Origin of the sequence: Skermanella aerolata KACC 11604 (assembly GCF_000936425.1) — a bacterium.
GTDB classification, from domain to species: Bacteria; Pseudomonadota; Alphaproteobacteria; order Azospirillales; family Azospirillaceae; genus Skermanella; species Skermanella aerolata.
In genome coordinates, this window is sequence record NZ_AVFK01000014.1 from 23,701 (window position 1) to 48,715 (window position 25,015).

Sequence of the window (25,015 nt, forward strand, 5' to 3'; positions counted from 1 at the left end):
CATGTGCCTCGCCCTGCCCGCTCGGATTACTGAAATCCATGATGACGACTCCGCCACGGTGACGCTGGGCGGAGTCCGCAAACACGTTTCCCTCGCCCTGGTCGAGAACACCGAAGTGGGCGACTACGTCATCGTCCATGTCGGCTACGCCCTGTCGAAGCTTGACCCAGCCGAAGCGGAACGGACGCTGGCGCTGCTGACGTCGCTGGATGCCGGTGCGGCAGCATGAAATACGTCGATGAGTACCGCGACGGCACGCTGGCATCCCGGATCGCCGCCGCCATCGCGGCGGAAGCCGATCCCTCCCGCCGGTACTCCATCATGGAGTTCTGCGGCGGCCACACCCACGCGATCTGCCGCTACGGCATCGAAGACCTGCTGCCAGCCAACGTCGATATGATCCACGGCCCCGGCTGCCCGGTCTGCGTGCTGCCGATCGGTCGGCTCGACATGGCGATCGACCTCGCCCGCCGCCCCGAGGTCATCCTGTGCGCCTATGGCGACATGATGCGGGTGCCGGGCAGCGACCGCACCAGCCTGACCAAGGCCCGCGCCCAGGGCGCCGACATCCGTATGGTCTACGGCAGCGCCGACGCGTTGCGTCTGGCTCAGGAGAATCCCGACCGCGAAGTCGTCTTCTTCGCGATCGGCTTCGAGACGACGACGCCGACCTCGGCCGTCGCGATCAAGCAGGCGGCGGCACTCGGCCTCCGCAACTTCAGCGTCTTCGCTAACCACGTCCTGACGCCGTCGGCCATTCAGACGATCCTGGACAGTCCGGAAGTAGCATCCTCCGGCGCCGTCCGCGTCGATGCCTTCATCGGCCCCGGCCATGTCAGCACGATCATCGGCTCCGCCCCCTACGAGCGCTTCGCCCGCGACTACCGCCGCCCCATCGCCGTCTCCGGCTTCGAGCCCCTCGACATCATGCAGTCGATCCTGATGCTGGTCCGCCAGCTCAACGAGGGCCGCTGCGAGGTCGAGAACCAGTTCAGCCGCGCGGTGACGCGCGACGGCAACGCCAAGGCGCAGGCCCTGGTCGATGAAGTCTTCGAGCTCCGCGACAGCTTCGAGTGGCGCGGCCTCGGCACCATCCCCGACAGCGCACTCCAGATCCGCGAAGCCTTCGCCGATTGGGACGCCGAGCGCCGCTGGCAACTCCGCTACACCACCGTCGCGGACAACAAGGCCTGTTCCTGCGGCGAGATCCTGCGCGGCGCCAAGAAGCCGCTCGACTGCAAGATCTTCGGCGCCGTCTGCACTCCGGAAAACCCCATGGGCTCTTGCATGGTCTCCCCCGAAGGCTCCTGCGCCGCCTATTACCTCTACGGCCGCTGGCGCGATGCTTGAGGATGTCTCCGAAATGAGAACGTACTTCGCTCTTGTCCGGAAAGAGCCCGGAAGTGATTACGGCGTCGATTTCACTGATTTTCCGGGCTGCATTACCGCTGGAACTACATTCGAAGAGGCCTGCCTGATGGCTAGTGAGGCTCTCCAATTCCACATCGAAGGAATGGTGGAGGACGGGGCTCTTATTCCTGCCCAAACCTCACTGGATGTCATCATGTCCGATCCTCGCAATACTGATGCAATCGCTATCCAAGTATCTGTGTCAATTCATTTCCAGCAAGTGACGAGATGACCAACCGCCAACCCTATACCCGCAAGCTCGACCTGAAGAACGGGCGGATCGACATGAGTCATGGCAGTGGCGGGAAGGCCATGGCTCAGCTTGTCGATGAGGTGTTCGTCAAGGCCTTCGCCAACCCGCTGCTGGAGCAGCGGAACGATCAGGCGATGTTCGAGGTTGCGACGGGGCGGATGGTCGTGACGACGGACAGCTATGTCGTCTCCCCGCTGTTCTTCCCCGGCGGCGATATCGGTTCGCTGGCGGTCCATGGGACGGTCAACGATATCGCCATGGCCGGCGCCAAGCCGCTCTATCTGACGGCAGGCTTCATCATCGAGGAAGGCTTCGCCCTGAAGGACCTCGACCGCATCGTCATGTCGATGGCGGAAGCGGCGCGGGCCGCCGGAGTCGCCATCGTCACCGGCGATACCAAGGTGGTGGAGCGCGGCAAGGGCGACGGGGTCTTCATCAATACGACCGGCATCGGCGTGGTTCCGCCTGGGGTGAGCCCGTCCGGGGACCGCGCCCGTCCGGGCGACGCCGTTCTGGTCAGCGGCACGGTCGGCGACCACGGCGTCGCTGTTATGTCCACCCGCGAGGGACTGAGCTTCGAAACTAGCATCCTGTCGGACAGCGCGGCGCTTCACGGACTCGTCGCCGCCATGGTTGCGGCGGTGCCCGGCATCCACGTCATGCGCGACCCGACCCGAGGCGGCTTGGCGACCACGCTGAACGAAATCGCCCGTCAGTCCGGCGTCGGCATGGTCCTGAGCGAGGCCTCCATTCCCGTTCGGGAGGAAGTCGCCGCCGCCTGCGAGCTGCTGGGACTCGATCCCCTCTACGTCGCGAACGAGGGCAAGCTGGTGGCGATCTGCGCGCCCGAAGATGCCGAAACGTTGCTGAATGTCATGAAAAGTCATCCGCTCGGCGTTGATGCTGCTGTTATCGGGACCGTGCGGGAGGACAGCCACCGCTTCGTCCAGTTGGAGACCACGTTCGGCGGCAAGCGGATCGCCGATTGGCTGGCCGGTGAGCAGCTACCGCGAATCTGCTGACACTCTCGCCAACCCACCGACCGATCAGTGATCGTGATCGCATTTCTCCGGAAGCGGAGCCGGTGCCGGCAGAGTGCCGGCGAAGAAGCCCTTGATGGCGGCGACCGGATCGGTTTCGGAAGTCAGCACCGCCTGGATGCCGCGCGACGCGCATTTCTTGATGAACTTCTCCCGCGCGTTGCCGGTGATGACCACCTTGACCTCGTCCAGCGGATGCGGGCCGTCGCTTTCGAAGACGTGGAAGATCTGGTCTTCGGCGAGGAGAAGGTCCTTCACCTTGACCGGCTCGTCCCCGGCTTCCGCCTCAAAGACGAGGAAGCTGCGGCAGCGGCCGGCATGGGGAGTGACGGTTTCAAGGTCCAGGCTGGTCAGGGCAAAACGCACGGCAAATCTCCAGGCACGCGAGTGATGCCCGAAAATGCCACGGCCCGCGCCCTGGCATCATTGAGATGCCGCAAGCGCGGGCCGTCCTGGCGTTATGCCGCAGGGTTGCCCTGTGCCGGAACTCAGCCCCGGACGATGCTTAGGATTTCCGCCGCCGCCTTGGGAATGTTGGTCCCCGGACCGTAGATCGCGGCGACGCCGGACTCCCGCAGGAAGTCGTAGTCCTGGGGCGGAATGACGCCGCCGCAGACGACGATGATGTCGTCCGATCCGGCCTTCTTCAACTCCTCGATCAGCGACGGGACCAGCGTCTTGTGACCCGCGGCCTGGCTGGACACGCCGATGACATGGACGTCGTTCTCGATCGCCTGCCGCGCCGCTTCCTCCGGAGTCTGGAACAGCGGTCCGACATCGACGTCGAAGCCGATATCGGCGAAGGCGGTGGCGATCACCTTGGCGCCCCGGTCGTGACCGTCCTGGCCCATCTTGACCACCAGCATGCGCGGCCGGCGGCCTTCGGCCTCGGCGAAGTCGGCGACGTCCTTCTGGATGGCGGCGAATCCCGCGTCGCCCTCGTAGGCAGCGCCATAGACGCCGCTGACCGAGCGGATGACCGCGCGGTGACGGGTGAACACCGCCTCCAGCGCGTCGGAAATCTCGCCGACTGTCGCCCGCGCCCGCGTCGCCTTGACGGCGAGATCGAGCAGGTTGCCGGAACCATCCCGCGCCGCCGCCGTCAGGGCGTCCAGGGACGCCCGCCATGCCGCCTCGTCGCGGCTGGCGCGGATCTGCTGAAGGCGCGCCACCTGCTGTTCGCGGACGGCGGTGTTGTCGATGCTCAGGACATCGACCTTCTCGGGGTTGGCGACCCGGTACTTGTTGATGCCGACCACGACTTCCTCGGCCCGGTCGATCCGGGCCTGACGCTGCGCTGCGGCTTCCTCGATCTTGAGCTTCGGCATGCCGCTCTCGACCGCCTTGGTCATGCCGCCGAGGCCCTCGACCTCATCGATCAGGGCTTGCGCGTGGGTCGCCAGCGAGTTGGTCAGCGCCTCGATGTAGTAGGAGCCGCCGAGCGGATCGACCACGTGCGGGATGCCGGTCTCTTCCGCGATGATCAGCTGCGTGTTGCGTGCGATGCGGGCGGAGAACTGCGTCGGCAGGCCCAGCGCCTCGTCATAGGCGTTGGTGTGCAGCGACTGGGTGCCGCCGAGCACGGCGGCCATCGCTTCGACCGTGGTCCGGATGATGTTGTTGTACGGGTCCTGCTCGGTCAGCGAAACGCCGGAGGTCTGGCAGTGGGTGCGCAGCGCCAGCGAGCGGGCGTCCTTCGGCTCGAAATTCTGCTGCATCAGCCGCGCCCACAGCAGGCGGGCGGCGCGCAGCTTGGCGATCTCCATGAAGAAGTTCATGCCGATCGCGAAGAAGAACGACAGGCGCGGCGCGAACTGATCGACCTTCAGGCCCTTCGACTTGGCGGCGCGGACATATTCCAGCCCGTCGGCCAGCGTGAACGCCAGTTCCTGCACGGCGGTGGCGCCGGCTTCCTGCATGTGGTAGCCGCTGATCGAGATCGAGTTGAAGCGCGGCATGTTCAGCGCCGTGTACTCGATGATGTCGGCAACGATCCGCATGCTGGGTTCGGGCGGGTAGATATAAGTGTTGCGGACCATGAACTCCTTCAGAATGTCGTTCTGGATAGTCCCGGCCAGCTTGTCCTGGGAAACGCCCTGCTCTTCCGCCGCGACGATATATCCGGCTAGCACCGGTAGGACAGCGCCGTTCATGGTCATCGACACGGTCATCTTGTCCAGCGGGATATCCGCGAACAGGATCTTCATGTCCTCGACGCTGTCGATCGCAACTCCCGCCTTGCCGACATCGCCGACGACCCGCGGATGGTCGCTGTCATAGCCGCGATGAGTCGCGAGGTCGAAGGCGACCGACAGGCCCATTTGACCGGCCGCGAGGTTCGCCTTGTAGAACTTGTTGCTCTCCTCAGCCGTGGAGAAACCGGCATATTGCCGGATCGTCCAGGGCCGGTGGGAGTACATGGTCGCCCGTGGCCCACGGGTATAGGGCGCGAAGCCGGGGAGCGTCTCCAGCTCCAGCCCCGCCAGATCGTCGGCGGTATAGAGCGGCTTGACGGGAATGCCTTCCGGCGTGTTCCAGACGAGGGTGTCCGGCGACGCGCCCCCGGTGTCCTTGGTTGCCAGCGTGGTCCAGTCGGCCAGCGTCTTCTTGGGGAAATCAACCATGGGACAATACCTCCGGGGCCAGCTTCGTTCTACCAATAGGAGTCAGGTGTCAGGTAACAGGAGTCAACCGTCGATGCGGCCCTGCGACCGGCGGGCGACGACCATCCAGGATGCCTGCATCAGGGCCGCACCCAGCGCGGTCTTCAGCAGGGTCGCGGCGATGAACGGCGTCAAGCCGACGGCGATGGCCTTTTCGGCGCCGAACAGCACCGCAAGCCATGCGACACCGGGGATGAACAGCAGGACATGGCCGACCGACATGGCGGCCAGCGCCTTGACGGGGCTGCGGTCCCAGCCGCGTTCGGCCAGCCAGCCGATCAGGCCGGCGGCCATGACGAAGCCGACGAGATAGCCGGCGGTCGGGCCGGTCATATAGGCGAAGCCGGCGCCCGCCCCGGCGAAGACCGGCAGACCCGCCAGACCTTCGGCCAGATAGAGCAGGACGGTCGCCATTGCGAGACGGCTGCCATAGGCCATGCCGATCATCATGATGGCGAGGCTTTGCAGGGTCATCGGCACCGGCCAGAACGGGACCTGGGCCTTGGCCGCCAGTGCCAGCAGCAGGCTGCCGGCGATGGCGAAGCCGGCGGACCGGATCAGGCCGTTGCCGGGAGCCAGCGTGTTCAGCAGCGTCGGATGGGTCGCGGAAAGAGACGTCATGGAGAAACCCTTTGCTCTACAACTCTTATTCTACAATTCGGCGATCACGCGAATTCGATGATGATCTGATCCACCGCGAGGCTGCTGCCCGGCTCGGCATGGATCTTCGCGACCTTGCCATCCTGCTCGGCGCGCAGCAGGTTTTCCATCTTCATGGCCTCGACGACGGCCAGTTCCTGGCCGGCCTTGATTTCCTGCCCCACTTCCACGGCGACGCGGGCAAGCAGGCCCGGCATCGGCGAGAGCAGGAACTTGGACATGTCGGGCGGCAGCTTGACCGGCATCAGGTCGGCCAGCTGGGCGGCGCGCGGCGACAGGACCTGCGCCTTCATCTCGGCGCCGGCATGGATCAGGCGATAGCCGGTGCCAAGGCGGTCGAGCTGGATCGACAGCGGACGATAGTTGACCGTGCCGTTCCACAGCGGCTGGCCGATCTCCCACGAACTGCGGACCTCGAAGCGCTTGCCGCCGAACACCACGTCGTAGCCGTCGTCGACCGCCTCGACCGTGCAGGGATGGTTGGTCCGCTCGGTCCGCACGACCCAGTCGCGCGCCACCTTGTGACGGCCCCCGGCCTGCTGGCCGCTGATCGTGCCGGCGCGCTGCTCGACCTGAAGCTGGATGGCGGCAGCCACCGCCATCAGGCGCTCGTTGGTGTCGGTGTCAAGCGACAGGCCGTGGAAGCCGTCGGGGAATTCCTCGGCGATGAAGTTGGTCGTCAGGCGGCCTTCGACGAAGCGCTGGTGGTTCATCAGCGCCGACAGGAAGCTGATGTTGTGCGCGACGCCCCGGATCTGGAACTTGTCCAGCGCTTCCCGCATGTGGTGGATGGCGCTGTTGCGGTCGGCGCCCCGGCTGACCAGCTTGGCGATCATCGGGTCGTAGAACATGCTGATCTCACCGCCGTCGTAGACGCCGGTATCGACACGGGTATGCTCGTCCTCGGCCGGCGGGATGTAGCGGGTCAGGCGGCCGGTGGAGGGCAGGAAGCCGCGGGTCGGGTCCTCGGCGTAGACGCGCGCCTCGATCGACCAGCCGTTCAGCTCGATGTCGCTCTGCTGGAACTTCAGCTTCTCGCCGGCGGCGACGCGGATCATCTGCTCGACCAGATCCAGCCCGACGACCATTTCGGTCACCGGATGCTCGACCTGGAGCCGGGTGTTCATTTCCAGGAAGTAGAAGTTCCGGTTGGCATCGACGATGAACTCGACCGTGCCGGCCGACTTGTATTCCACCGCCTTGGACAGGGCGACGGCCTGCTCGCCCATCGCCTTGCGGGTCTCGGGGTCGATGAAGGGGCTCGGCGCCTCCTCGATCACCTTCTGGTGGCGGCGCTGGATCGAGCATTCGCGCTCGCCCAGGTACAGCACATTGCCGAAGCTGTCGCCCAGCACCTGGATCTCGATGTGACGGGGCTGCTCGATGTACTTCTCGACGAAGACGCGGTCGTCGGCGAAGCTGGAGCGCGCCTCGTTGCTGGCGGAGCGGAAGCCTTCGCGCGCCTGCTCGTCGTTCCAGGCGACGCGCATGCCCTTGCCGCCGCCGCCGGCCGACGCCTTGATCATCACCGGATAGCCGATGCCGCTGGCGATCCGGGCGGCTTCGTCCTCGTCCGCGATGACGCCGAGATAGCCGGGGACGGTGTTGACGCCGGCATCGCGCGCCAGCTTCTTCGACTCGATCTTGTCGCCCATCGCGCCGATGGCGCGGACATCGGGACCGATGAAGGTGATGCCGTTGGCCTTCAGCGCTTCGCAGAACTCGGCCTTTTCCGACAGGAAGCCGTAGCCGGGATGGACCGCCTGGGCGCCGGTGCGCTTGCAGGCTTCGATGATGCGGTCGGCGACCAGATAGCTCTGTGCGGACGGGCCTGGGCCGATCAGCACCTTTTCGTCGGCCATTTCCGCATGCAGCGCGTTGGCGTCGGCTTCGGAATAGACGGCGACAGTCTTGATGCCCATGCGCCGCGCCGTCTTGATGACGCGGCAGGCGATTTCACCACGGTTGGCGATCAGGATCTTTGTAAACATGGTGGCGGCGCCTTCAGAGCGGGAGGTTGTCGTGCTTCTTCCAGGGATTCTCGAGCTGCTTGTTCTTCAGCATGGCGAGAGCCCTGGAGACGCGGCGCCGGGTCCCATGGGGCATGATGACGTCGTCGATATAGCCGCGGCTGCCGGCGACGAACGGGGTCGCGAACTTCTGGCGGTATTCCTCGGTGCGCTGCTCGATCTTCTCCGGATCGCCGATGTCGGCCCGGAAGATGATCTCCACGGCGCCTTTCGGCCCCATCACAGCGATCTCGGCGGTCGGCCACGCATAGTTGACGTCGCCGCGCAGGTGCTTGGACGCCATGACGTCGTAGGCGCCGCCATAGGCCTTGCGGGTGATGACGGTGACCTTAGGAACGGTCGCCTCGGCATAGGCGAACAGCAGCTTGGCGCCGTGCTTGATGATGCCGTTGTATTCCTGCGAGGTGCCCGGCAAAAAGCCCGGAACGTCGACAAAGGTCACTATTGGGATGTTGAAGGCGTCGCAGAACCGGACGAAACGGGCGGCCTTGATGGCGGACTGGATGTCCAGGCAGCCGGCCAGCACCATCGGCTGGTTCGCCACGATGCCGACGGAACCGCCGTTGATGCGGGCGAAACCGGTCAGGATGTTCTTCGCATAGTCGGGCTGGATCTCGAAGAAGTCCGACTCGTCCACGACCTTCAGGATCAGCTCCTTCATGTCGTAGGGCTTGTTCGGGTTGGCCGGGACCAGCGTGTCGAGCGAGAAGTCGTCACGGTTGGCGGGATCGGCGGTCACCCGGACCGGCGGCTTCTCGCGGTTGGACAGCGGCAGGAAGTCGATGAAGCGCCGGGTCTGGAGCAGCGCTTCCACGTCGTTCTCGAACGCCAGATCGGCGACACCGGACTTCGCGGTATGGGTGACGGCGCCGCCCAGTTCCTCGGCGGTGACGATCTCGTGGGTCACTGTCTTGACCACGTCGGGACCGGTCACGAACATGTAGGAGCTGTCCTTCACCATGAAGATGAAGTCGGTCATGGCCGGGGAGTACACGGCGCCGCCGGCGCACGGACCCATGATCAGCGAGATCTGCGGGACGACACCCGAGGCCATCACGTTGCGCTGGAACACCTCGGCGTAGCCGCCAAGCGAAGCGACGCCTTCCTGGATGCGGGCGCCGCCACTGTCGTTCAGGCCGATCACCGGGGCGCCGACCTTCAGCGCCTGATCCATGACCTTGCAGATCTTCTCCGCGTGGGCTTCCGACAGGGAGCCGCCGAACACGGTGAAGTCCTGCGAGAAGACGAAGACCAGACGGCCGTTGACGGTGCCGTGGCCGGTGACGACGCCGTCGCCGGGGACCTTCTGCTCGTGCATGCCGAAATCGGCGCAACGATGCTCGACGAACATGTCCCATTCTTCGAATGAGCCTTCGTCCAGCAGCAGTTCGATCCGCTCACGCGCGGTCAGCTTGCCCTTGGCGTGCTGGCTTTCGACCCGCCGCTCACCGCCGCCGGCGCGCGCTGCGGCGCGCATCTGTTCGAGCCTCGCAAGAACTTCCTGCATGATCCGTCGTTTCCCCCGTACTACCCGCCACCTGAACGCACGCGCACCAGAGCCGTCATCGGCTTCCCAGAACGGCAGCGCACCTTATTTGCATCCTTGGCAGGCATGCAACGTTTGTCAGTTAACAAAAGAGCGAACTTGCAAACTACTTCGCCAGGAAGGACACTCAGCTTGCAAAGTTTGCGAATTTTTAGACATAGACGAGTATGCAAAAGAAGCTGTTTCTTGGTTACAAGCTGCGCCGCCTGCGCGAGCAGCGCGCCCTTACCCAGGCCGCGCTGGCGAAGCAGCTCGAGCTGTCGCCAAGTTACCTCAACCAGATCGAAAACAACCAGCGTCCCTTGACGCTGCCGGTGCTGCTGCGCATCGCCAGCATCTTCGAGATCGATCTTGCCACCTTCGTCGAGGACGAGGAAGCGCGGCTGGTCTCCGACCTGCGTGAAGCGCTGGCCGACCCGCTGTTCACCGGCGGCGCCCCCGGCACCGCCGAACTTCGCAACGCCACCGCCGCCTCGCCCGAACTGGCGCGCCGCACCCTGGTGCTCCACCACGCTTACCAGAAGCTCCAGGAACGGGTGCAGTCGCTGGCGGAAACGCTGTCCAGCCACGAGCGCGGCCAAGCCTTGGCCGGCCCGCAGTTCCCCTATGAAGAGGTTCGCGACTACTTCCACTACTCCAACAACTATGTCGGTCCGCTCGACGAAGCGGCGGAAAAGCTGTCGGAACAGGAAGGCTTCCGCCCGGCCGACATGCAGGTGGACCTGATGCGGCACCTGAAGGACAAGCACGATGTCCGCGTCAAGATTATCGCCGACCATGACGGCGAGTCGGCGATGCGGATCTACGACAAGGCCAGCGGCACGCTGTATCTGTCGGCCCTGCTCAGCGGCCCGAGCCGCGCCTTCCATCTGGCGCATCAGATCGCATTGCTGGGACAAAGCGACGCGATCGAGCAACTGATCGGCCAAGCCAACTTCACGACCGAAGACGCCAAGTCGATCTGCCGCGTCGGGCTGGCGAACTACTTCGCCGGCGCTCTGGTGATGCCCTACCGCGCCTTCGCGACCCAGGCCCGCGCCGTTCGCCACGATATCGAACAGTTGCAAAGCCGCTTCGGCGTCAGCTTCGAACAGGTCTGCCACCGGCTCAGCACCCTGCAACGGCCGGGAGCGCGCGGCGTGCCGTTCTACTTCGTCCGCGTCGATATGGCCGGCAATATCACCAAGCGCCACAGCGCCACCCGCTTCCACTTCGCCCGCTTCGGCGGCGCCTGCCCGCTGTGGAACGTCCACGAGGCCTTCGCCCAGCCAGGAAAGATCCTGGTCCAGCTGGCGCGTATGCCGGACAACGTCGCCTATATCTGCGTCGCGCGCAGCGTCACCAAGCGCGCCGGCGCCTATCTGAAGCCGACCCGCCAGTTCGCCATCGGGCTTGGCTGCGAAGCGGCCTATGCATCGGAGGTGGTCTATTCGGCCGGGTTGGACACCAGCAACGCCGACGCCGCCGTGCCGATCGGCGTCAGTTGCCGCATCTGCGAGCGCGCCGACTGCCAGCAACGCGCCTTCCCCCCGATCGGCAGCCACCTGACGGTCGACGAACACCACCGCAGCTTCGTGCCCTACCTGTTCACCCAGGCTGGGGAGGAAGCGGGAGGAGCAGGTACGCCGAACGGCGTGGTCGAAGGCGTCGGGGGATAGGCTTGTGCGAAGTTGCTGATGGGAGATGCCAAGATCAAGTCTTGGCATGACGGAATGGGGACGTTTGTGACATAGGGGAGCGTGGGCACTTCGATAATCGTAGAAAAGGTTTTGGGTCATACCTCACCCGGATAATCAATTCCGGCGGCCTCGACACCCATATCGAAAGCATACGATCCGGAAATCCAAGGACCAAGCCAATGAACCACGGCCTCAAGAAAGCGGCTCCCCTCCTGATGGGCGCCGCGTTGCTGACGGCCTGTGCCGGATTGAACCCGCCGCAGCAGGCGGCGACCGACCCGGCCTATCAAGCGCGTCTGGACCAGTTCACGGCCCATCGCTGCAACGACCGCACCGCCGGAGCCTTGCAGGGGGCTGGCATCGCCGCCGACAGCGTCACGGAGCTTTACTATACCGAAATCCTGGACACGACGAACGACAGGGTTTCCCGCTACATCGCCTGGATGCGGCTGGCCGGCCAGCCCGGCCAGCTGGTGGTCGAGAACGACGGCATGACCTGCCGCGCCATCCAGATCTACACCCGATTCGGGGCTGAAGTGGACGGCGTCTCGTCCTACTGAGCGAAGAATCCAACCTCGCCCCAGCGGCCCTGCCGATCGGCTCCTGACCGCCGTTCCGCCTCGATCAAGCAGCGGGCAAGCTCCGGATTGTGAGGGTTCAGCGAACGGGCCTCGGCGTGGGCCGCCAAGCCTTCCTCGAAGCGGCCCTGGGCGTCCAGAGCAAGCGCCAGATGATGGTGGAAATGGGCGTGCCGGGGGGCGGATGCGATGGCGGCGCGCTGCGCCGCCTCCGCCCTGCCATGCCGCCCCTGCCCGGCGTACAGCAGCCCCAGTTGGTGGTGGACCGCGGCGCTGCCGGAGGCGTCCGACAGGGCCGTGGTCAGGGTTGCCTCCGCCTCCTCGTCCCTGCCCTGCCGAGCCAGCGCCATGCCGAGATGCAGATGGTAGATCGCCCGGTCGGGAGCCAGCCTCAGCGCCCGCCGGTGCGCGGCCTCCGCCTTGATGAAGGCGCCTTCGTGCTGGTCGATCAGTCCGATATCGTCATGGGCCGCGTCGGCATCCGGGTAGAGGACGAGGCAGCGGCGCAGCCGCGCTCGAGCCTCCTTCATCATTCCTTCCCCCTTCAGCCGGCGTCCGTCGAGCAGGGCATCCGCCGCATCCCCGGCCCTGAACAAACCGCCTTCCAGCGGCAGCGTCGAGGGCAGCGTGCCGTCGCGGACATAGCCGTCGACCAGCGGCTTCCACGCCTCGAAGCGATGGAGCATGGCCGGCACCTCATGCCCGACGCCGCGCAGGCTCCGCACATTGACGCCTTCCAGATGAGCCACGCGCCGGGCGCACTGGACATCGATCAGGTCGGACTCGCCGAAGATGATGTCGGTCTTCCGGCCGGCGGAAGGCAGACCGAGGTATGGCAGCAGATCGTCGAAGCCCGTGTCCGGCCGGCTGCCGATATAGGCCCGGCTCCGGCTGCCGGGCAGCTTCAGCAGGGTTTCCGGTCCGATCGCCAGGACGTGGTCGGCATTGACCAGCGTCCCGAACAGCAGGGCCGCATAGGCACCCATCGAGTTGCCGACGCACATGACGGAACGCGGCGCTACCTCCTGCATGACGATGCGGATGCCGTCGGCGGTGGCCTCGATCCCGTCGCCGAGGCCCGGAATGCCGTCCTGGTACCAGCGGTTGCCGGGAATGTTCACGAACAGCTTGTTGACGGCGATATCCCGGAACGTCCCGTAGAACGAGAAGCGTCCCGGCTTCTCGTTGATATGGGAGAACACGATGACCAGACGGTCGGAACCCGGACACCGCTCGAGCTTGTACCACTCGACGCCATCCGCAGCGGGCCGATCCATGACTGGCGAAATTCCGGCTTCCGACATGCCCAAATCCTGAGACCGCAAAGTCCCCAGTCTGGCAATGCCGGGTTAACACTCCGCATACGTTACGGTGACAAAGCTGTAACCGGAGAGGCTCATCCAAAGAAAAACGAAGGCCGCCGGGATCGCTCCCGGCGGCCTCGTCATGACGAAGCGGCGATGCTTACTGCTTCGCGTCGGAGAAGATGTCCCGATCCTTCGTTTCCGGCAGGAAGAGAGCACCGATCACCAGCGTCATCACGGCGATGACGATCGGATACCAGAGCCCGTAATAGATGTCGCCGGTCTGCGCGATCATGGCGAAGGCGGTCGCCGGCATCAGGCCGCCGAACCAGCCGTTGCCGATGTGATAGGGCAGCGACATGCCGGTATAGCGGATGCGGGTCGGGAACAGTTCGACCAGTGCCGCCGCGATCGGCCCGTAGACCATGGTGACCAGGATCACCAGGAAGGTCAGGACCAGGACCAGCGTAAAGGGCTGGGCGCGGAAGATGTCGAAGAAGCCGGACAGCTTGACGATCTCCGGATTGCCGGCCGTCGGGTAACCGGCGGCGGCCAGCGCGTCGCCGACCGACTTGTTGAAGGCGGCTGGCGTCGACTTGGCCGCGTCGCCGCTCAGCTTGGCCGCATCGTAGGCGGTGAACTCCGCACTGCCGGCGCCGCCGACGCGGATCACCGCCGCACTGCCGGGAGGCCCGTTCTCGATCGAGTAGTTGACCGAGTTGCGCGCCAGGAACGCCTTGGCGATGTCGCAAGAGTTGGTGAACTTGGACGTGCCGGTCGGATTGAACTGGAACGAGCAGTCGTCAGGGTCGGCGACGACGGTGACCGGCGTCGATTGCTGGGCCTGATGCAGCATCGGGTTGGCGGTCGCCGTGATCAGCTTGAAGACGGGGAAGTACGACACCGCCGCGATCAGGCAGCCGGCCAGGATGATCGGCTTCCGCCCGATCTTGTCCGACAGCGTGCCAAAGACGATGAAACCGCCGGTTCCCAGGATCAGCGACCATGCGATCAGCACGTTGGCGGTGAACAGGTCCACCCGCAGGATGTTCTGAAGGAAGAACAGCGCGTAAAACTGCCCGGTGTACCAGACGACCGCCTGCCCCGCGACGAGGCCGAACAGGGCCAGCAGGGCGATCTTCGCATTCTTCCATTGGCCGAAGGCTTCCGAGATCGGCGCCTTGGAGTGGGTGCCCTCCTCCTTCATCTTCTTGAAGGCGGGGGATTCGTTCATCTGGAGCCGTATCCAGACCGAAATCGCCAGCAGCACGATCGACAGGATGAAGGGAACGCGCCAGCCCCAGGCTGCGAAGTCGGTTTCCCCCAGGATCGTCCGCACGCTGAGGATCACGACCAGCGACAGCAGCAGCCCGAGCGTGGCCGTCGTCTGGATCCAGCTCGTGTAGAAGCCGCGCCGGTGGTTCGGCGCGTGTTCCGCCACATAGACGACCGCTCCACCGTATTCGCCGCCCAGCGCCAGCCCCTGAAGCATGCGCAGGACGATCAGCAGGACTGGTGCTACCCAGCCGATGGACTCGTAGCTGGGCAGCAGCCCGACCAGGAAGGTCGAGACACCCATGATCATGATGGTGATCAGGAAGGTGTATTTGCGTCCCACCATGTCGCCGAGACGGCCGAACACCAGGGCTCCGAACGGCCGTACCAGGAAGCCCGCCGCGAAGGCCAGAAGGGCGAAGACGTTGCGCGTCGCCTCCGGAAACGAAGAGAAGAACTGCGCGCCGATGACCGCAGCCAAGGCCCCATAAAGATAAAAGTCATACCACTCGAAGATGGTGCCCGCCGACGATGCCAGGATCACCCGCTTTTCCTCGCGGGTCATCGGCCGTTTGCGCGCTTCGATTTCAGAAAGGGTCACTCCCGTCATGAACTAAACTCCCATGGCGTTCTTGTTCTTCTTCGGACGGCATTCACAGGCGCACGTCGTCTCCCCATACAGCGTTAGGGCGCCTTAGCATCAAGCGTAACATAAATTTTATAAGGCGAAGTTAAATAGCTTTGCTAATTTTTGACTATGAATTTTTGCAGTGCGGCGTGGTTGCTTGATCTGTGCTTGATATTAACCATAGTTTTCCGATGGATACTGACGGTGATAGCATCGACTGGAGTTTGCGCTACGGCGTTTCGTTTATATTTCGGCGATGTCTTGCGCCCTTTTCACCCAACGGGGCATCCAAAATATCATCTAAACATAACTTGCGGCACCGGCACCTCCATGCCAGACAAGAAACGGCGAGCTACGTTGCAGGAGCGGGGACTTCAGGAATGACCGATGGATCGCAGCATCGCTACAGGACGGTTTGGATTTCCGATATTCACCTCGGGACACGCGGCTGTCAGGCGGAACCGCTTCTAGACTTCCTGCGATCGGTCGAATGCGACACGATGTATCTGGTCGGCGACGTAATCGACTTCTGGCGGATGCGCCGCGCGCGCTACTGGCCGCAGAGCCACAACGATGTGATCCAGAAGCTTCTGCGGAAAGCTCGCAAGGGAACCCGCGTCATCCTGACTCCCGGCAACCATGACGACATGCTTCGCGGCTATGTCGACCATGAGTTCGGACATATCCTGGTGGTCGGCGATGCGATCCACGTATTGGCCGACGGCCGCCGGCTGCTCGTCATCCATGGCGATCAGTTCGACAGCGTGGTGGCTCGCGCACCGTGGCTCGGGCATTTGGGCACCCATGCCAACGCCGCTTCCCAGCTGGTGAACCAGTGGTTCAACTGGGGGCGGCTGAAGCTGGGATACCCTTACTGGTCGCTGTCGGGCTACCTGAAGCACAAGGTCAAGCATCGCGGCCAGTTCATCGCGAATTATGAGAAGGCCCTGGTGGAGGAAGCGCGGAGACGCGGCGTCGACGGCGTCGTCTGCGGGCATATCCACTATCCCGAGCAGAAGATCCTGGACGGCATCCTCTACTACAACGACGGCGACTGGGTGGATAACCGCACCGCCCTCGTAGAGCATCACTCCGGTGAGCTGGAGCTGCTGCGCTGGCCCGAGACGCCCGCCGTCAGGCCGATGGCCGAGGTGATTTCCCTGGTTTCCTGACGGTCCTGCCGCCGTCGAACAGATCGAGTTCCGGCACCGGATGGCTGACGAAGCGGATGCTTATCCGCGTACCGGCTTCGCCGGACTGGGTCTCGATCTCCCCGCGCAACTGCCTCGTCAACTGTCGCACCAGGCGCATTCCAAGGCTTGTCCGGTGCCCCTCCAGGTCGGGAGGCAGGCCGATCCCGTCGTCCTCGACCCGCAGCTCGACATCGCCGGGGGAGCGGCCCTCCAGCGTGACTCGCACTTCGCCGCCGCCGGTCCGCAGACCGCCATCGACCGGATAGGCATATTCCACGGCGTTGGAAATCAGCTCGTTGGCGATCAGGGCCAGCGGCGTCGCCTCGTCGATCGGCAGGTCCAGAGCGCGGTTGCGCCGGCAGTTCACGTCGATGCCGGGTTTTGACTGGTTCAGGCACATCTCCCGCAGCAAGGCCGCGAAGTCCATCCGGTCCGGCTCGTCGGTCAGGTAGAGCTGTTCATGGACCTGGGCGACGGTCTGGATCCTTCCGCGCGCCTCGATGAACTGCTGAAGCGTATCAGGATCGGTGATCGATCGGTTCTGGAGGCTCAGCAGGCTGGAGATGAGTTGCAGGTTGTTGCGGACCCTGTGCTGGATCTCCAGCAGCAGGATGTCCTTCTGCTGCAACAGGCGGGCGCGTTCCGCCGCCGTGCGGCCAAGTTCCGCCTCGACGCATTTCTGACCGTCGATATCGGTGGCGCTGCCGAACCAGCGCAGGATCGTGCCGTCGGGACCGGTCACCGGGATGGCCTGCCCGAGATGCCAGCGATAGGTGCCGTCCGCCCGCCGCAGCCGGTATTCCGCCTGCCATGGCTGTCCCTGCGCCGCGGCTTCCTTCCAGGACGACACAAGCCGCTCCAGGTCTTCCCCATGAACGAAGGAACGCCAATGCGCCTGCTGGGCGGTGCCGGGGGACGCGCCGGAATACTCGAACCAGCGCCGGCTGTAATACTCGATCGAGCCGGAGGCGCTGGTGATCCAGACGATCTGCGGCAGGGCTTCGGCCATGTCGCGCAGGCGCTCGTCGCTGACGTCCCAGAACCCGGCGGCATCGCTCAAACCGTCCGCGTGAGGCCCGCCTGCCGGCGCCCGGGAAAGCCGCGCCGTGGCGTTCCGCATCACGCGCCGCGCGGCACCGGCTGCCAGCAGTCCCGAGACGAGGGCCGCGACAAGTCCGGCGATGGCGACGGGCTGCAACATGACGACCGCACCAGCCGTGGGCGAGCCGGGAATGGCGCCGGCCGGCATGATGGCTCCCGCCGAAGCCGGGGCAGCGACCTGCCCGACATTCTGCACCATGGCGGGCGGCCCATCGGGAGCACGGTCGAGCATGGGCGACGCGGCGGCCATCAGCAGCCCTGGAGCCGCCGCCGCCGCCGCAATCAGCCATATGCCGCTGCGTTCACCCATATTTTTTCTCACCAGAGGCTCCAGTCATGCAAACAGCGTCAACTCACGGTAGTTCATCGCTTCTTCGATTTGACCCGAATGCTCCGCCTGTCACTTCCCGCCAAACTTCTCAGTGTCCTGACCACCAAAGGACCGACAAGGCGATGAAGACGTATCGTCCGACCTTGCCGATGGCGACAAGCACGGTAAACCGCACCAGATCGACCCTCAAGGCACCCGCCACTACCGTCAAAGGATCGCCGATCACGGGCACCCAGGCCAGAAGAAGCGACCATAGACCGTACTTGCCGAACCAGGCGACCGCCCGGTCGTAGACCTTCGGCTTCAAGGGAAACCAGCGGCGATCCCTCAGATGGATCAGGAACCGGCCCAGCATCCAGTTGACGATCGATCCCAGTACATTGCCCAGGGAAGCGAATGCTACCAGAAGCACCGGGCTCTGATGCCCGGCATTCAGCAATCCTGCCAGCAGCAGCTCCGACTGCGCGGGCAGGATCGTCGCCGCCACGAGGGCCGCCGCGAACAGCCCGCCATAGGCCGCGAGATCGCTGGTCATGACATCCGCTTCATGGACCGACGGGCAGCATCAGGGTCCACCTGACGCCGGGACAGGTATTCTCCACCTCGATGCGGGCTTCGATCTGACCGGCCAGCGACTCGATCAGGCGCATGCCGAGGCTGGCGCTGCGCCGGCGGTTGCGCGCATCGAGGAATTCAGGAGCAATACCCGGCCCATGGTCGCGCACCGACAGGGACAAGACCGGTGTGTTCCCCCCGGCCTTCGAATCTCCGGCCTTCGAATCCCGGCTCTCGCCGAAGAAGATCTCGAGGGGCTGCTTGGGAGTTCCCGGACCGGCATGCTTGAGCGCGTTGGTCAGCAGCTCGACCGCCAAAAGACCTAGCGGGATCGCGACGTCGGTCGAAATCTCGGTCGTCGCGGCCTCGATAGCAATACTGCTCTCGCCGCCGTACTGGGTGCAGAGCGTGCGCAGGTAGGAGCCGAACTCCACCTTGCTGACGTCGTCGTTCTTATAGAGCTGCTCATGGACCTGGGCGATGGCGCCGACGCGCGACACGGCATCCTCGAAGGCCTGCCGGCTCTTCGGGTCCTCGACCTGGCGGCCCTGGAGGTTGAGCAGGCTGGCGACCAGCTGGAGGGAGTTCTTGACCCGGTGGTTGACTTCTTTCAGCAGCATGTCCTTCTGGGCCAGCAGGGTTTCCTTCTCGCCCAGCACGCTGCGGACCCGCTCCTCGCTGTTCCGCAGCGCTACCACCGCCTGCTTCTCCCGGTCCACGTCATAGAGGACGACGACGCTGCCGGTGATGGTGCCGGCCGCATCGATGACGGGCGCACCGCAGACCCTGATCCAGCCTGTCGTACCGTCGCCCCGCCGGTACAGGAACTCGTCGCCCGGCACGAACTCTCCCTTCAGCGCGCGGGCCAGCGGCCACTGGTCCGCCGCCACGGGGTTGCCGTCCGGATGCCAGCCGACCCATTCGCCATAAGCTTCGACGCTGGCCGACTGCAGCACGGGATGGCGCAGGATCTCTTCGATCCGGCGGTTGCCATAGACGATCCGGCCTTCGGGCGCTTCCGCCACCAGGACGCCGGCCGGAAGGCTTTCCACCAGCGCCTCGAACCGGGCCTGATCGCTGGCCATCCGGGTGATCAGGCTTTCGCGTTCGGCATCCGCATGCTTACGTCCGGTGATATCGCGGACGATGCCGAAGAGCTGTCCGCCCGATGTGAACGGATCGTCGATCCAGCGCCCGCGCGACGCCATCCACCGTTCCGCGCCGCCGGTACCCGAAGTTCCGGGCGGCACGGCACGGTACTCGACCGACACGACGCCCTTGGTGGCGATGGCCCGTTCCAGCGCCGTCCGCACCGCCTCGCGGTCGTCGGGATGGATGACCGACATGGCGGTGTCGTGATCGAAGACGGTATCGGGGCTGAGGCCGTGCAGCACGGCGGCATGGGGCGACGACATGAACTCGCCGAGTTCGTCGCGGGCGCTCCAGGCGCCTAGATCAGCCGCTTCCAGCGCTATGTTCAGCCGCGCCTCGGTCGCCCGCAGGGACTCTCCCGCCCGCTCCGACAGGATCTGCCGCGTCACGTCGCGGGCGACGATCAGCACGCCCTTTTCGTCGGGCTGGCTGCCACCGCCGCTCTCCGGCAGCGCGATGAAGTCCATGTCCCAGAAGGTCGGGCCGCGTCCCAGGTCGGTTTCGGCCTGATGCCCCCGCAGACTCAAGGTCTCGCCGGTCGCATAGACCTTTTCCAGCATGGCATGGGAGGATTTGGGCATGCCGGGGAAGACCTCGGCCACGCTTCGCCCCACCATCCGCCCGGGCTTCGCCGGAATCGCGGCATAGGCCTTATTAGCCAGGGTGAAGCGCATATCCGGACCGCGCACGATGGCGACGCCGGCAGGAACGCGATCGACGATGCGCAGGAGGAGGTTCGTGTCGGGAACCTCCTGGGCGAGCGCGGAGATGAAGTGGCCCAGCGTCTGGCTCGCCGATGCGGTCGATGCTGTGCCGTTACCGATGGTCATTGGGGCGGAAAGCTCCGGAAGTGCAAGGTTTCTCCCGACGCTTTCCACCAGATCGGCCTGCCGCCGGCTCCCTGTATCAAGGCGACCGTTCATACTTGAAACCGCGAAGGGATACGGCCGGACGATGTGCGATAGGAGTGGTCACGCCGGTATTGGTTCGGAGACTGCGACATGGGTTTGCTCGACCGCCAGATCAAGCATACCGTCCACCACATTCAACGTGATCCGGCCGCCATTCTCCGCAAGACCGCCGAACAGGAGGTGTTCGGCCAGCGGCAGCTTCACGGTGCGCTCGATCAGCCGGGCCAGCGGCCGGGCACCCATCGCCGGCTCGAAACCGTGGCGGGCGAGCCATCGCAGGGCATCCTCGGTAATGGTCAGCGCGATGTTGCGGTCCGCCAGATGCGCCGCAAGCTGGTCGATGTGCCCCTGCGCGATGCGGCAAACAGTCTCATGCGTGAGCGGCCGGAAATTGACCACAGCATCCAGCCGGTTGCGGAATTCCGGCGAGAACAGGCGCTTGATCGCGGCGGAAGCGGCGTCGGCGGCATCGCCGTCGGTCCCGTTCATGCCGAACCCGATGGACGGCCGCGCCATCTCGGCGGCACCCACGTTCGTCGTCATGATGACGATGACGTGGCGGAAATCGATGGTCTTGCCGGTCGTGTCGGTCAGGCGCCCGGCGTCCATCACCTGAAGCAGCAGGGCAAACAGGTCGGGATGGGCCTTCTCGATCTCGTCCAGCAGCAGGACCGCGTGCGGGGTCCTGGAAACCGCGGAAGTCAGCAGGCCTTCCTGGTCGAACCCGACATAGCCGGGAGGGGCGCCGATCAGGCGGCTTATCGTGTGCGGTTCCATGTATTCCGACATGTCGAAGCGGAGCAGCGGCAAGCCCAGCGTCGTCGCCAGCCGCCGCGCGATCTCGGTCTTGCCGACGCCGGTCGGCCCTGCGAACAGGTAGGACCCCATCGGCTTTTCCGCATCGCGCAGGCCGGAGCGGGCGATCTTGATCGCCGAGGTGACCGCCTCGACCGCTTCGTCCTGGCCGAACACAGCGGCCTTCAGCTCGCCTTCCAGGCCGCGCAGCACCGCACGCTCGTCGGTCCCGGCGCGCCGGATCGGCATGTTCGCCATCCGGGCGACGACCGTCTCGATATCGGGCGCCTCGATCCGCCTGGGCCAGTCCCGGCGGGCGTCCAGCCTCGCCATGGCGCCGGCCTCGTCCAGCACGTCGATCGCCTTGTCCGGCAGGTGCCGGTCGGTGATGTAGCGGGCGGAAAGCTCGACCGCCGACCGGATCGCGTCGCGGCTGTAGAGCACGCCGTGATGGTCGGCGTAGCGCTCCGCCACGCCCTCCAGGATGGCGACGGCATCCTCGATCGACGGCTCGGTCACGTCGATCTTGCCGAAACGGCGGACCAGCGCCGGGTCGCGCTCGATGTGGAGGCGGTATTCGCGGTAGGTGGTGGCGCCGATGCAGCGGAGCGTTCCGGCGGCCAGCGCCGGCTTCAGCAGGTTGGCCGCGTCCATGGCGCCGCCGGCCCCGCCCGCGCCGACGATGGTGTGCATCTCGTCGATGAACAGGACGGCGCCGGGCGTGCTGCCGATCTCGGCGATGACGTTCTTCAACCGCTCCTCGAAGTCGCCGCGATAGCGGGTGCCCGCCACCAGCGAACCCAGGTCGAGCGTGAAGATGCGGGCATTCGCTAGCGCTTCGGGGGCCAGTCCCTCCACGATCCGCAGCGCCAGCCCTTCGGCGATAGCCGTTTTGCCGACGCCGGGTTCACCGACCAGCACCGGGTTGTTCTTGGTCCGGCGGCACAAGATCTGGATGGTGCGGGCGATCGCGTCGTCGCGGCCGATCACCGGATCGATCTTGCCGGCCTCGGCCTTGGCGTTGAGGTCGATGCACCAGCTCGCCAGCGCGCTGTCGGCGGCCGGCGCTCCCGGCTTGACCGGATCGGAAGCGTCGAGGGCGCGCCTGGGCGACTTTTCGCGGCGGCGGGCGGCGACGTCGCGCTGGACCATATGCTCGACCACACGGTCGCGGGAAACGCCGTGGCGCCGCAGGATCGTCGCCGGCGAGGCGCCGCGATCGACCAGGAGCGCCAGCAGCAGGCAGGCGCCGTCGCAGGGCGTCTCGGGCTTGAAGCGCTCGGCGCGCTCGACCGCCCGTTCCAGTGGGTTGTCGGTCGTATGGCGCTCGGGGATCCGGGGCAGGAGCCGGTCGACTTCGGCGTGGATCGCGCGCGGGTCGGCGCCGCAGGCCAGCAAGGCGGCGACCGCGTCCGGATCGCCGGTCAGCGAGAGCAGAAGATGTTCCTGGCCGGGGCCGCCATGACCATATTGTGCGGCAAGTTGATAGGCGTTCCTGACAGACTGTGCGGCGGCGCTGCTGAGCATATACGGGCCTCTCCTGTCTCTGGCGAGCGCCCTCCCGGACCCCTCATGAGACCCGGCGCCGCGCTCATGAATGGATTCTTTGGGCCTTCATGGTAAATTTATCGTTAACCATAGTTTCGTTTTAAGTGAGCCGCTCTTTACTGGCAGCGTTCCAGAAACAAGCGGTTCATACTGGAGTATGATGACCGATCTTACCCATTGATTATTGCGATGTGCCGAATCCGCTCGCCATTAGGAAGCACAGGTCACCTTTTGCGCTGATGACACTGCCGTGACGGGCGGCATATTGGGATGGTTCACCAATTCCACGGGCAGTCCGCTTCGTGAAATCATTCTATATCGACCACAAACAGGTGGGCGAGCATGCTTCTCCCGAATACGGGCACCGATATCCATGAACTAAACCCGGCCATTTCTGTGGCCAACCTGAACGAGGCGGTTGAGTCCGCCGCACGGGCGCTTATTCAACTCCAGCATTCCGACGGACACTGGATCTTTCCGCTGGAAGCCGACGCAACCATTCCGGCCGAGCATATCCTTCTCCAGCATTTCCTGGACGAGATCGACCCGGAGGTCGAGTCCGGCCTCGCCGCATTCATCCGCAGCCACCAGGGGGAAGACGGCGGCTGGCCGCTGTTCCACGGCGGCACCCTCGACTTGAGTTGCACGGTCAAGGCCTACTTCGCCCTCAAGGCGGCGGGCGACCCGGTGGACGCGCCGCACATGAAGCGGGCGCGGGAAGCGGTGCTGGCCCATGGGGGCGCGGCCCGCTGCAACGTCTTCACCCGCATCCTGCTGGCGCTGTTCGGCCAGATCCCCTGGCGCGGCGTGCCGGTCATGCCGGTGGAGATCCTCAACCTGCCGGCGTGGTCGCCGGTCCACATCTCCCGCATCTCCTACTGGTCGCGGACCGTCGTCGTGCCCTTGCTGGTCGTGATGGCCCACAAGCCGCAGGCCCGCAACCCGCGCGGCATCGGGATATCCGAACTGTTCACCGTCCCAGCCGACAGGGTGGTGGACTGGCACTCGGCTCCCGACGACACGGCGCTGGCCCGGCTGTTCCGGGGGATCGACAGCTTCCTGTCTCTGATCGAGCCGAGGCTGCCGAAATCGGGCCGCCGGGCGGCCATCGACCGCGCCGTCAAGTTCGTGACGGAGCGGCTGAACGGCGAGGACGGCCTCGGCGCCATCTTCCCGGCCATGGCCAACACGATCATGATGTACGACTGCCTGGGCTATCCGGCAGACCACCCCGACGCCGTCACCGCCCGGCGGGCGATGGACAAGCTGCTGCTGCCGATGGACGGCGGCGAGATCATGTGCCAGCCCTGCCTGTCTCCGGTCTGGGATACGGCGCTCGCCTGCCACGCCGTGGCGGAGGTCGGCACGCCGGAAGCCCGCCAATCGGCCCTTGCCGGTTCCGCATGGCTGGTCGAGCGGCAGGTGCTGGACGAGCCGGGCGACTGGAGCTGGCGGCGGCCCAACGTGCGGCCGGGCGGCTGGCCTTTCCAGTACGCCAACCCTCACTATCCCGACACCGATGACACCGCCGTCGTCGTGATGGCGCTGGACCGCTGCGGGGCCGAGGAGTTCGCCGAACCGATCGAGCGGGGCCGCGAGTGGATCGAGGGGCTGCAAAGCTCCAACGGCGGCTGGGGCGCCTTCGACGCCGACAACTGCGCGCATTATCTCAACCACATCCCGTTCGCCGACCATGGCGCCCTGCTCGACCCGCCGACGGTCGACGTCACGGCCCGCTGCATCGGCATGCTGGCGCAACTCGGCTTCAAGGCCGACCACAAGTCCGTGGCATCGGGGCTGGAGTTCCTGCGGCGGGAGCAGGAGCCGAACGGCTCCTGGTTCGGCCGCTGGGGCACCAACTACATCTACGGCACCTGGTCGGCGCTGTGCGGGCTCAACGCGGTCGGCATCCGCCCGGAGAACCCCATGGTCAGGCGGGCCGTGGACTGGCTGCTCAGCCGCCAGAACCCCGATGGCGGCTGGGGCGAGGGCGGAGTTTCCTACTGGCCCGACCGCATCGCCGACGACCGCTGCGCCAGCACGCCGTCACAGACGGCGTGGGCCTTGCTGGGCCTGATGGCGGCCGGCGAAGTTGCCAACCCCGCCACCGCGCGCGGCGTCCGCTTCCTGATCGAGAACCGGAACGCCGCCGGCCTGTGGGACGAGGAAGACTTCACCGCCGTAGGATTCCCCCGCGTCTTCTACCTGCGCTACCACGGCTACCCCGCCATCTTCCCGCTCTGGGCCATCGCCCGGTACCGGACGATGATGGAAGAGGGACAGCGGGAGGTTCCCTGGGGGCTGTGAGTCTCCGGGTGCAGCCCCGTTCCTTTAAGGATGCCTAAACCGAGTCACGCATAAAG

The 25,015-nt window shown here is 65.3% G+C and carries 19 protein-coding genes; 8 read left to right on the top strand and 11 right to left on the bottom strand.

Going from position 1 to position 25,015, the window contains the following annotated elements; genetic code table 11:
- Position 1: 1 nt before the first annotated feature.
- From N826_RS17675 to hypE, 4 genes are read left to right on the top strand one after another with little or no spacing between them, the layout of a single operon-like run.
- On the top strand, positions 2–229 hold the full coding sequence (locus N826_RS17675; RefSeq protein WP_044430997.1) for a HypC/HybG/HupF family hydrogenase formation chaperone: 228 nt from the start codon (positions 2–4) through the stop codon (positions 227–229).
- On the top strand, positions 226–1,350 hold the full coding sequence (gene hypD, locus N826_RS17680; RefSeq protein ID WP_044430998.1) for a hydrogenase formation protein HypD: 1,125 nt from the start codon (positions 226–228) through the stop codon (positions 1,348–1,350). The genes N826_RS17675 and hypD overlap by 4 nt, the downstream gene beginning before the upstream one ends.
- A 13-nt stretch (positions 1,351–1,363) precedes the next feature.
- Positions 1,364–1,642, top strand: a complete 279-nt coding sequence (locus N826_RS17685) for a type II toxin-antitoxin system HicB family antitoxin (RefSeq protein WP_052831507.1) — start codon at positions 1,364–1,366, stop codon at positions 1,640–1,642.
- Positions 1,639–2,685: a hydrogenase expression/formation protein HypE gene (gene hypE / locus N826_RS17690; RefSeq protein WP_044431001.1), complete on the top strand. Its 1,047-nt coding sequence runs from the start codon at positions 1,639–1,641 to the stop codon at positions 2,683–2,685. Before N826_RS17685 ends, hypE begins: the two co-directional genes overlap by 4 nt.
- 24 nt (positions 2,686–2,709) lie before the next feature.
- Here hypE and N826_RS17695 read toward each other — a convergent pair whose 3' ends face one another.
- The 5 genes from N826_RS17695 to N826_RS17715 all read right to left on the bottom strand — a co-directional run bounded on the left by N826_RS17695 (position 2,710) and on the right by N826_RS17715 (position 9,563).
- Positions 2,710–3,069 carry a NifB/NifX family molybdenum-iron cluster-binding protein gene (locus tag N826_RS17695; RefSeq protein WP_044431003.1) on the bottom strand — a complete coding sequence of 120 codons (360 nt, stop codon included), beginning with the start codon at positions 3,067–3,069 and terminating at the stop codon, positions 2,710–2,712.
- A 122-nt stretch (positions 3,070–3,191) separates the two neighbouring features.
- Entirely contained in the window at positions 3,192–5,327 is a 2,136-nt protein-coding gene (scpA, locus tag N826_RS17700) for a methylmalonyl-CoA mutase (RefSeq protein WP_044431006.1), read from the bottom strand.
- A 63-nt stretch (positions 5,328–5,390) separates the two neighbouring features.
- Entirely contained in the window at positions 5,391–5,987 is a 597-nt protein-coding gene (locus N826_RS17705) for a biotin transporter BioY (protein ID WP_052831509.1), read from the bottom strand.
- A 44-nt stretch (positions 5,988–6,031) separates the two neighbouring features.
- Positions 6,032–8,017: an acetyl-CoA carboxylase biotin carboxylase subunit gene (locus N826_RS17710; RefSeq protein WP_044431009.1), complete on the bottom strand. Its 1,986-nt coding sequence runs from the start codon at positions 8,015–8,017 to the stop codon at positions 6,032–6,034.
- A gap of 13 nt (positions 8,018–8,030) precedes the next feature.
- The gene (locus N826_RS17715; RefSeq protein WP_044431012.1) at positions 8,031–9,563 is read right to left on the bottom strand and encodes an acyl-CoA carboxylase subunit beta; all 1,533 of its coding nucleotides are present in this window, start codon (positions 9,561–9,563) and stop codon (positions 8,031–8,033) included.
- A 206-nt stretch (positions 9,564–9,769) separates the two neighbouring features.
- Between N826_RS17715 and N826_RS17720 the strand changes: the two genes are divergently transcribed.
- A complete protein-coding gene (locus N826_RS17720) occupies positions 9,770–11,260 on the top strand; it encodes a helix-turn-helix domain-containing protein (RefSeq protein ID WP_044431015.1) in 1,491 nt (496 codons plus the stop codon).
- A gap of 200 nt (positions 11,261–11,460) precedes the next feature.
- On the top strand, positions 11,461–11,841 hold the full coding sequence (locus tag N826_RS17725) for a hypothetical protein (protein WP_044431017.1): 381 nt from the start codon (positions 11,461–11,463) through the stop codon (positions 11,839–11,841).
- On the opposite strand, the gene N826_RS17730 is transcribed toward N826_RS17725, so the two are convergent.
- Positions 11,835–13,136: a tetratricopeptide repeat protein gene (locus N826_RS17730; protein WP_169789369.1), complete on the bottom strand. Its 1,302-nt coding sequence runs from the start codon at positions 13,134–13,136 to the stop codon at positions 11,835–11,837. The genes N826_RS17725 and N826_RS17730 overlap by 7 nt on opposite strands.
- Positions 13,137–13,323: 187 nt before the next feature.
- A complete protein-coding gene (locus N826_RS17735) occupies positions 13,324–15,048 on the bottom strand; it encodes an MFS transporter (RefSeq protein WP_244619554.1) in 1,725 nt (574 codons plus the stop codon).
- 398 nt (positions 15,049–15,446) lie between these two features.
- Here N826_RS17735 and N826_RS17740 point away from each other — a divergent pair, with 398 nt between their 5' ends.
- Complete coding sequence (locus tag N826_RS17740) at positions 15,447–16,238, top strand: UDP-2,3-diacylglucosamine diphosphatase (RefSeq protein ID WP_044431023.1); 792 nt, start codon at positions 15,447–15,449, stop codon at positions 16,236–16,238.
- On the opposite strand, the gene N826_RS17745 is transcribed toward N826_RS17740, so the two are convergent.
- The 4 genes from N826_RS17745 to N826_RS17760 all read right to left on the bottom strand — a co-directional run bounded on the left by N826_RS17745 (position 16,201) and on the right by N826_RS17760 (position 22,631).
- On the bottom strand, positions 16,201–17,670 hold the full coding sequence (locus N826_RS17745; RefSeq protein ID WP_044431024.1) for a sensor histidine kinase: 1,470 nt from the start codon (positions 17,668–17,670) through the stop codon (positions 16,201–16,203). The genes N826_RS17740 and N826_RS17745 overlap by 38 nt on opposite strands.
- A 109-nt stretch (positions 17,671–17,779) precedes the next feature.
- Positions 17,780–18,226: a YqaA family protein gene (locus tag N826_RS17750; RefSeq protein ID WP_044431025.1), complete on the bottom strand. Its 447-nt coding sequence runs from the start codon at positions 18,224–18,226 to the stop codon at positions 17,780–17,782.
- Positions 18,227–18,236: 10 nt separating this feature from the next.
- A complete protein-coding gene (locus tag N826_RS17755) occupies positions 18,237–20,228 on the bottom strand; it encodes a PAS domain-containing sensor histidine kinase (protein WP_044431027.1) in 1,992 nt (663 codons plus the stop codon).
- Positions 20,229–20,369: 141 nt separating this feature from the next.
- Positions 20,370–22,631 (bottom strand): AAA family ATPase, encoded by a 2,262-nt coding sequence (locus N826_RS17760; protein WP_044431030.1) that lies wholly within the window; start codon positions 22,629–22,631, stop codon positions 20,370–20,372.
- 363 nt (positions 22,632–22,994) lie between these two features.
- Between N826_RS17760 and shc the strand changes: the two genes are divergently transcribed.
- Positions 22,995–24,959 carry a squalene--hopene cyclase gene (gene shc / locus N826_RS17765; protein WP_052831511.1) on the top strand — a complete coding sequence of 655 codons (1,965 nt, stop codon included), beginning with the start codon at positions 22,995–22,997 and terminating at the stop codon, positions 24,957–24,959.
- Positions 24,960–25,015: the final 56 nt, after the last annotated feature.

Excerpts from the sequence above, each read along its gene's own strand:
- hypD (WP_044430998.1), top strand. The coding sequence starts at position 226 with ATGAAATACGTCGATGAGTACCGCGACGGCACGCTGGCATCCCGGATC.
- N826_RS17675 (WP_044430997.1), top strand. The coding sequence starts at position 2 with ATGTGCCTCGCCCTGCCCGCTCGGATTACTGAAATCCATGATGACGAC.
- N826_RS17725 (WP_044431017.1), top strand. The coding sequence starts at position 11,461 with ATGAACCACGGCCTCAAGAAAGCGGCTCCCCTCCTGATGGGCGCCGCG.
- N826_RS17685 (WP_052831507.1), top strand. The coding sequence starts at position 1,364 with ATGAGAACGTACTTCGCTCTTGTCCGGAAAGAGCCCGGAAGTGATTAC.
- N826_RS17760 (WP_044431030.1), bottom strand. The coding sequence starts at position 22,631 with ATGCTCAGCAGCGCCGCCGCACAGTCTGTCAGGAACGCCTATCAACTT.
- N826_RS17720 (WP_044431015.1), top strand. The coding sequence starts at position 9,770 with ATGCAAAAGAAGCTGTTTCTTGGTTACAAGCTGCGCCGCCTGCGCGAG.
- N826_RS17750 (WP_044431025.1), bottom strand. The coding sequence starts at position 18,226 with ATGACCAGCGATCTCGCGGCCTATGGCGGGCTGTTCGCGGCGGCCCTC.
- hypE (WP_044431001.1), top strand. The coding sequence starts at position 1,639 with ATGACCAACCGCCAACCCTATACCCGCAAGCTCGACCTGAAGAACGGG.
- N826_RS17710 (WP_044431009.1), bottom strand. The coding sequence starts at position 8,017 with ATGTTTACAAAGATCCTGATCGCCAACCGTGGTGAAATCGCCTGCCGC.
- N826_RS17730 (WP_169789369.1), bottom strand. The coding sequence starts at position 13,136 with ATGGATCGGCCCGCTGCGGATGGCGTCGAGTGGTACAAGCTCGAGCGG.
- N826_RS17755 (WP_044431027.1), bottom strand. The coding sequence starts at position 20,228 with ATGACCATCGGTAACGGCACAGCATCGACCGCATCGGCGAGCCAGACG.
- N826_RS17715 (WP_044431012.1), bottom strand. The coding sequence starts at position 9,563 with ATGCAGGAAGTTCTTGCGAGGCTCGAACAGATGCGCGCCGCAGCGCGC.
- shc (WP_052831511.1), top strand. The coding sequence starts at position 22,995 with ATGCTTCTCCCGAATACGGGCACCGATATCCATGAACTAAACCCGGCC.
- N826_RS17740 (WP_044431023.1), top strand. The coding sequence starts at position 15,447 with ATGACCGATGGATCGCAGCATCGCTACAGGACGGTTTGGATTTCCGAT.
- N826_RS17705 (WP_052831509.1), bottom strand. The coding sequence starts at position 5,987 with ATGACGTCTCTTTCCGCGACCCATCCGACGCTGCTGAACACGCTGGCT.
- N826_RS17735 (WP_244619554.1), bottom strand. The coding sequence starts at position 15,048 with ATGACGGGAGTGACCCTTTCTGAAATCGAAGCGCGCAAACGGCCGATG.
- scpA (WP_044431006.1), bottom strand. The coding sequence starts at position 5,327 with ATGGTTGATTTCCCCAAGAAGACGCTGGCCGACTGGACCACGCTGGCA.
- N826_RS17745 (WP_044431024.1), bottom strand. The coding sequence starts at position 17,670 with ATGGGTGAACGCAGCGGCATATGGCTGATTGCGGCGGCGGCGGCGGCT.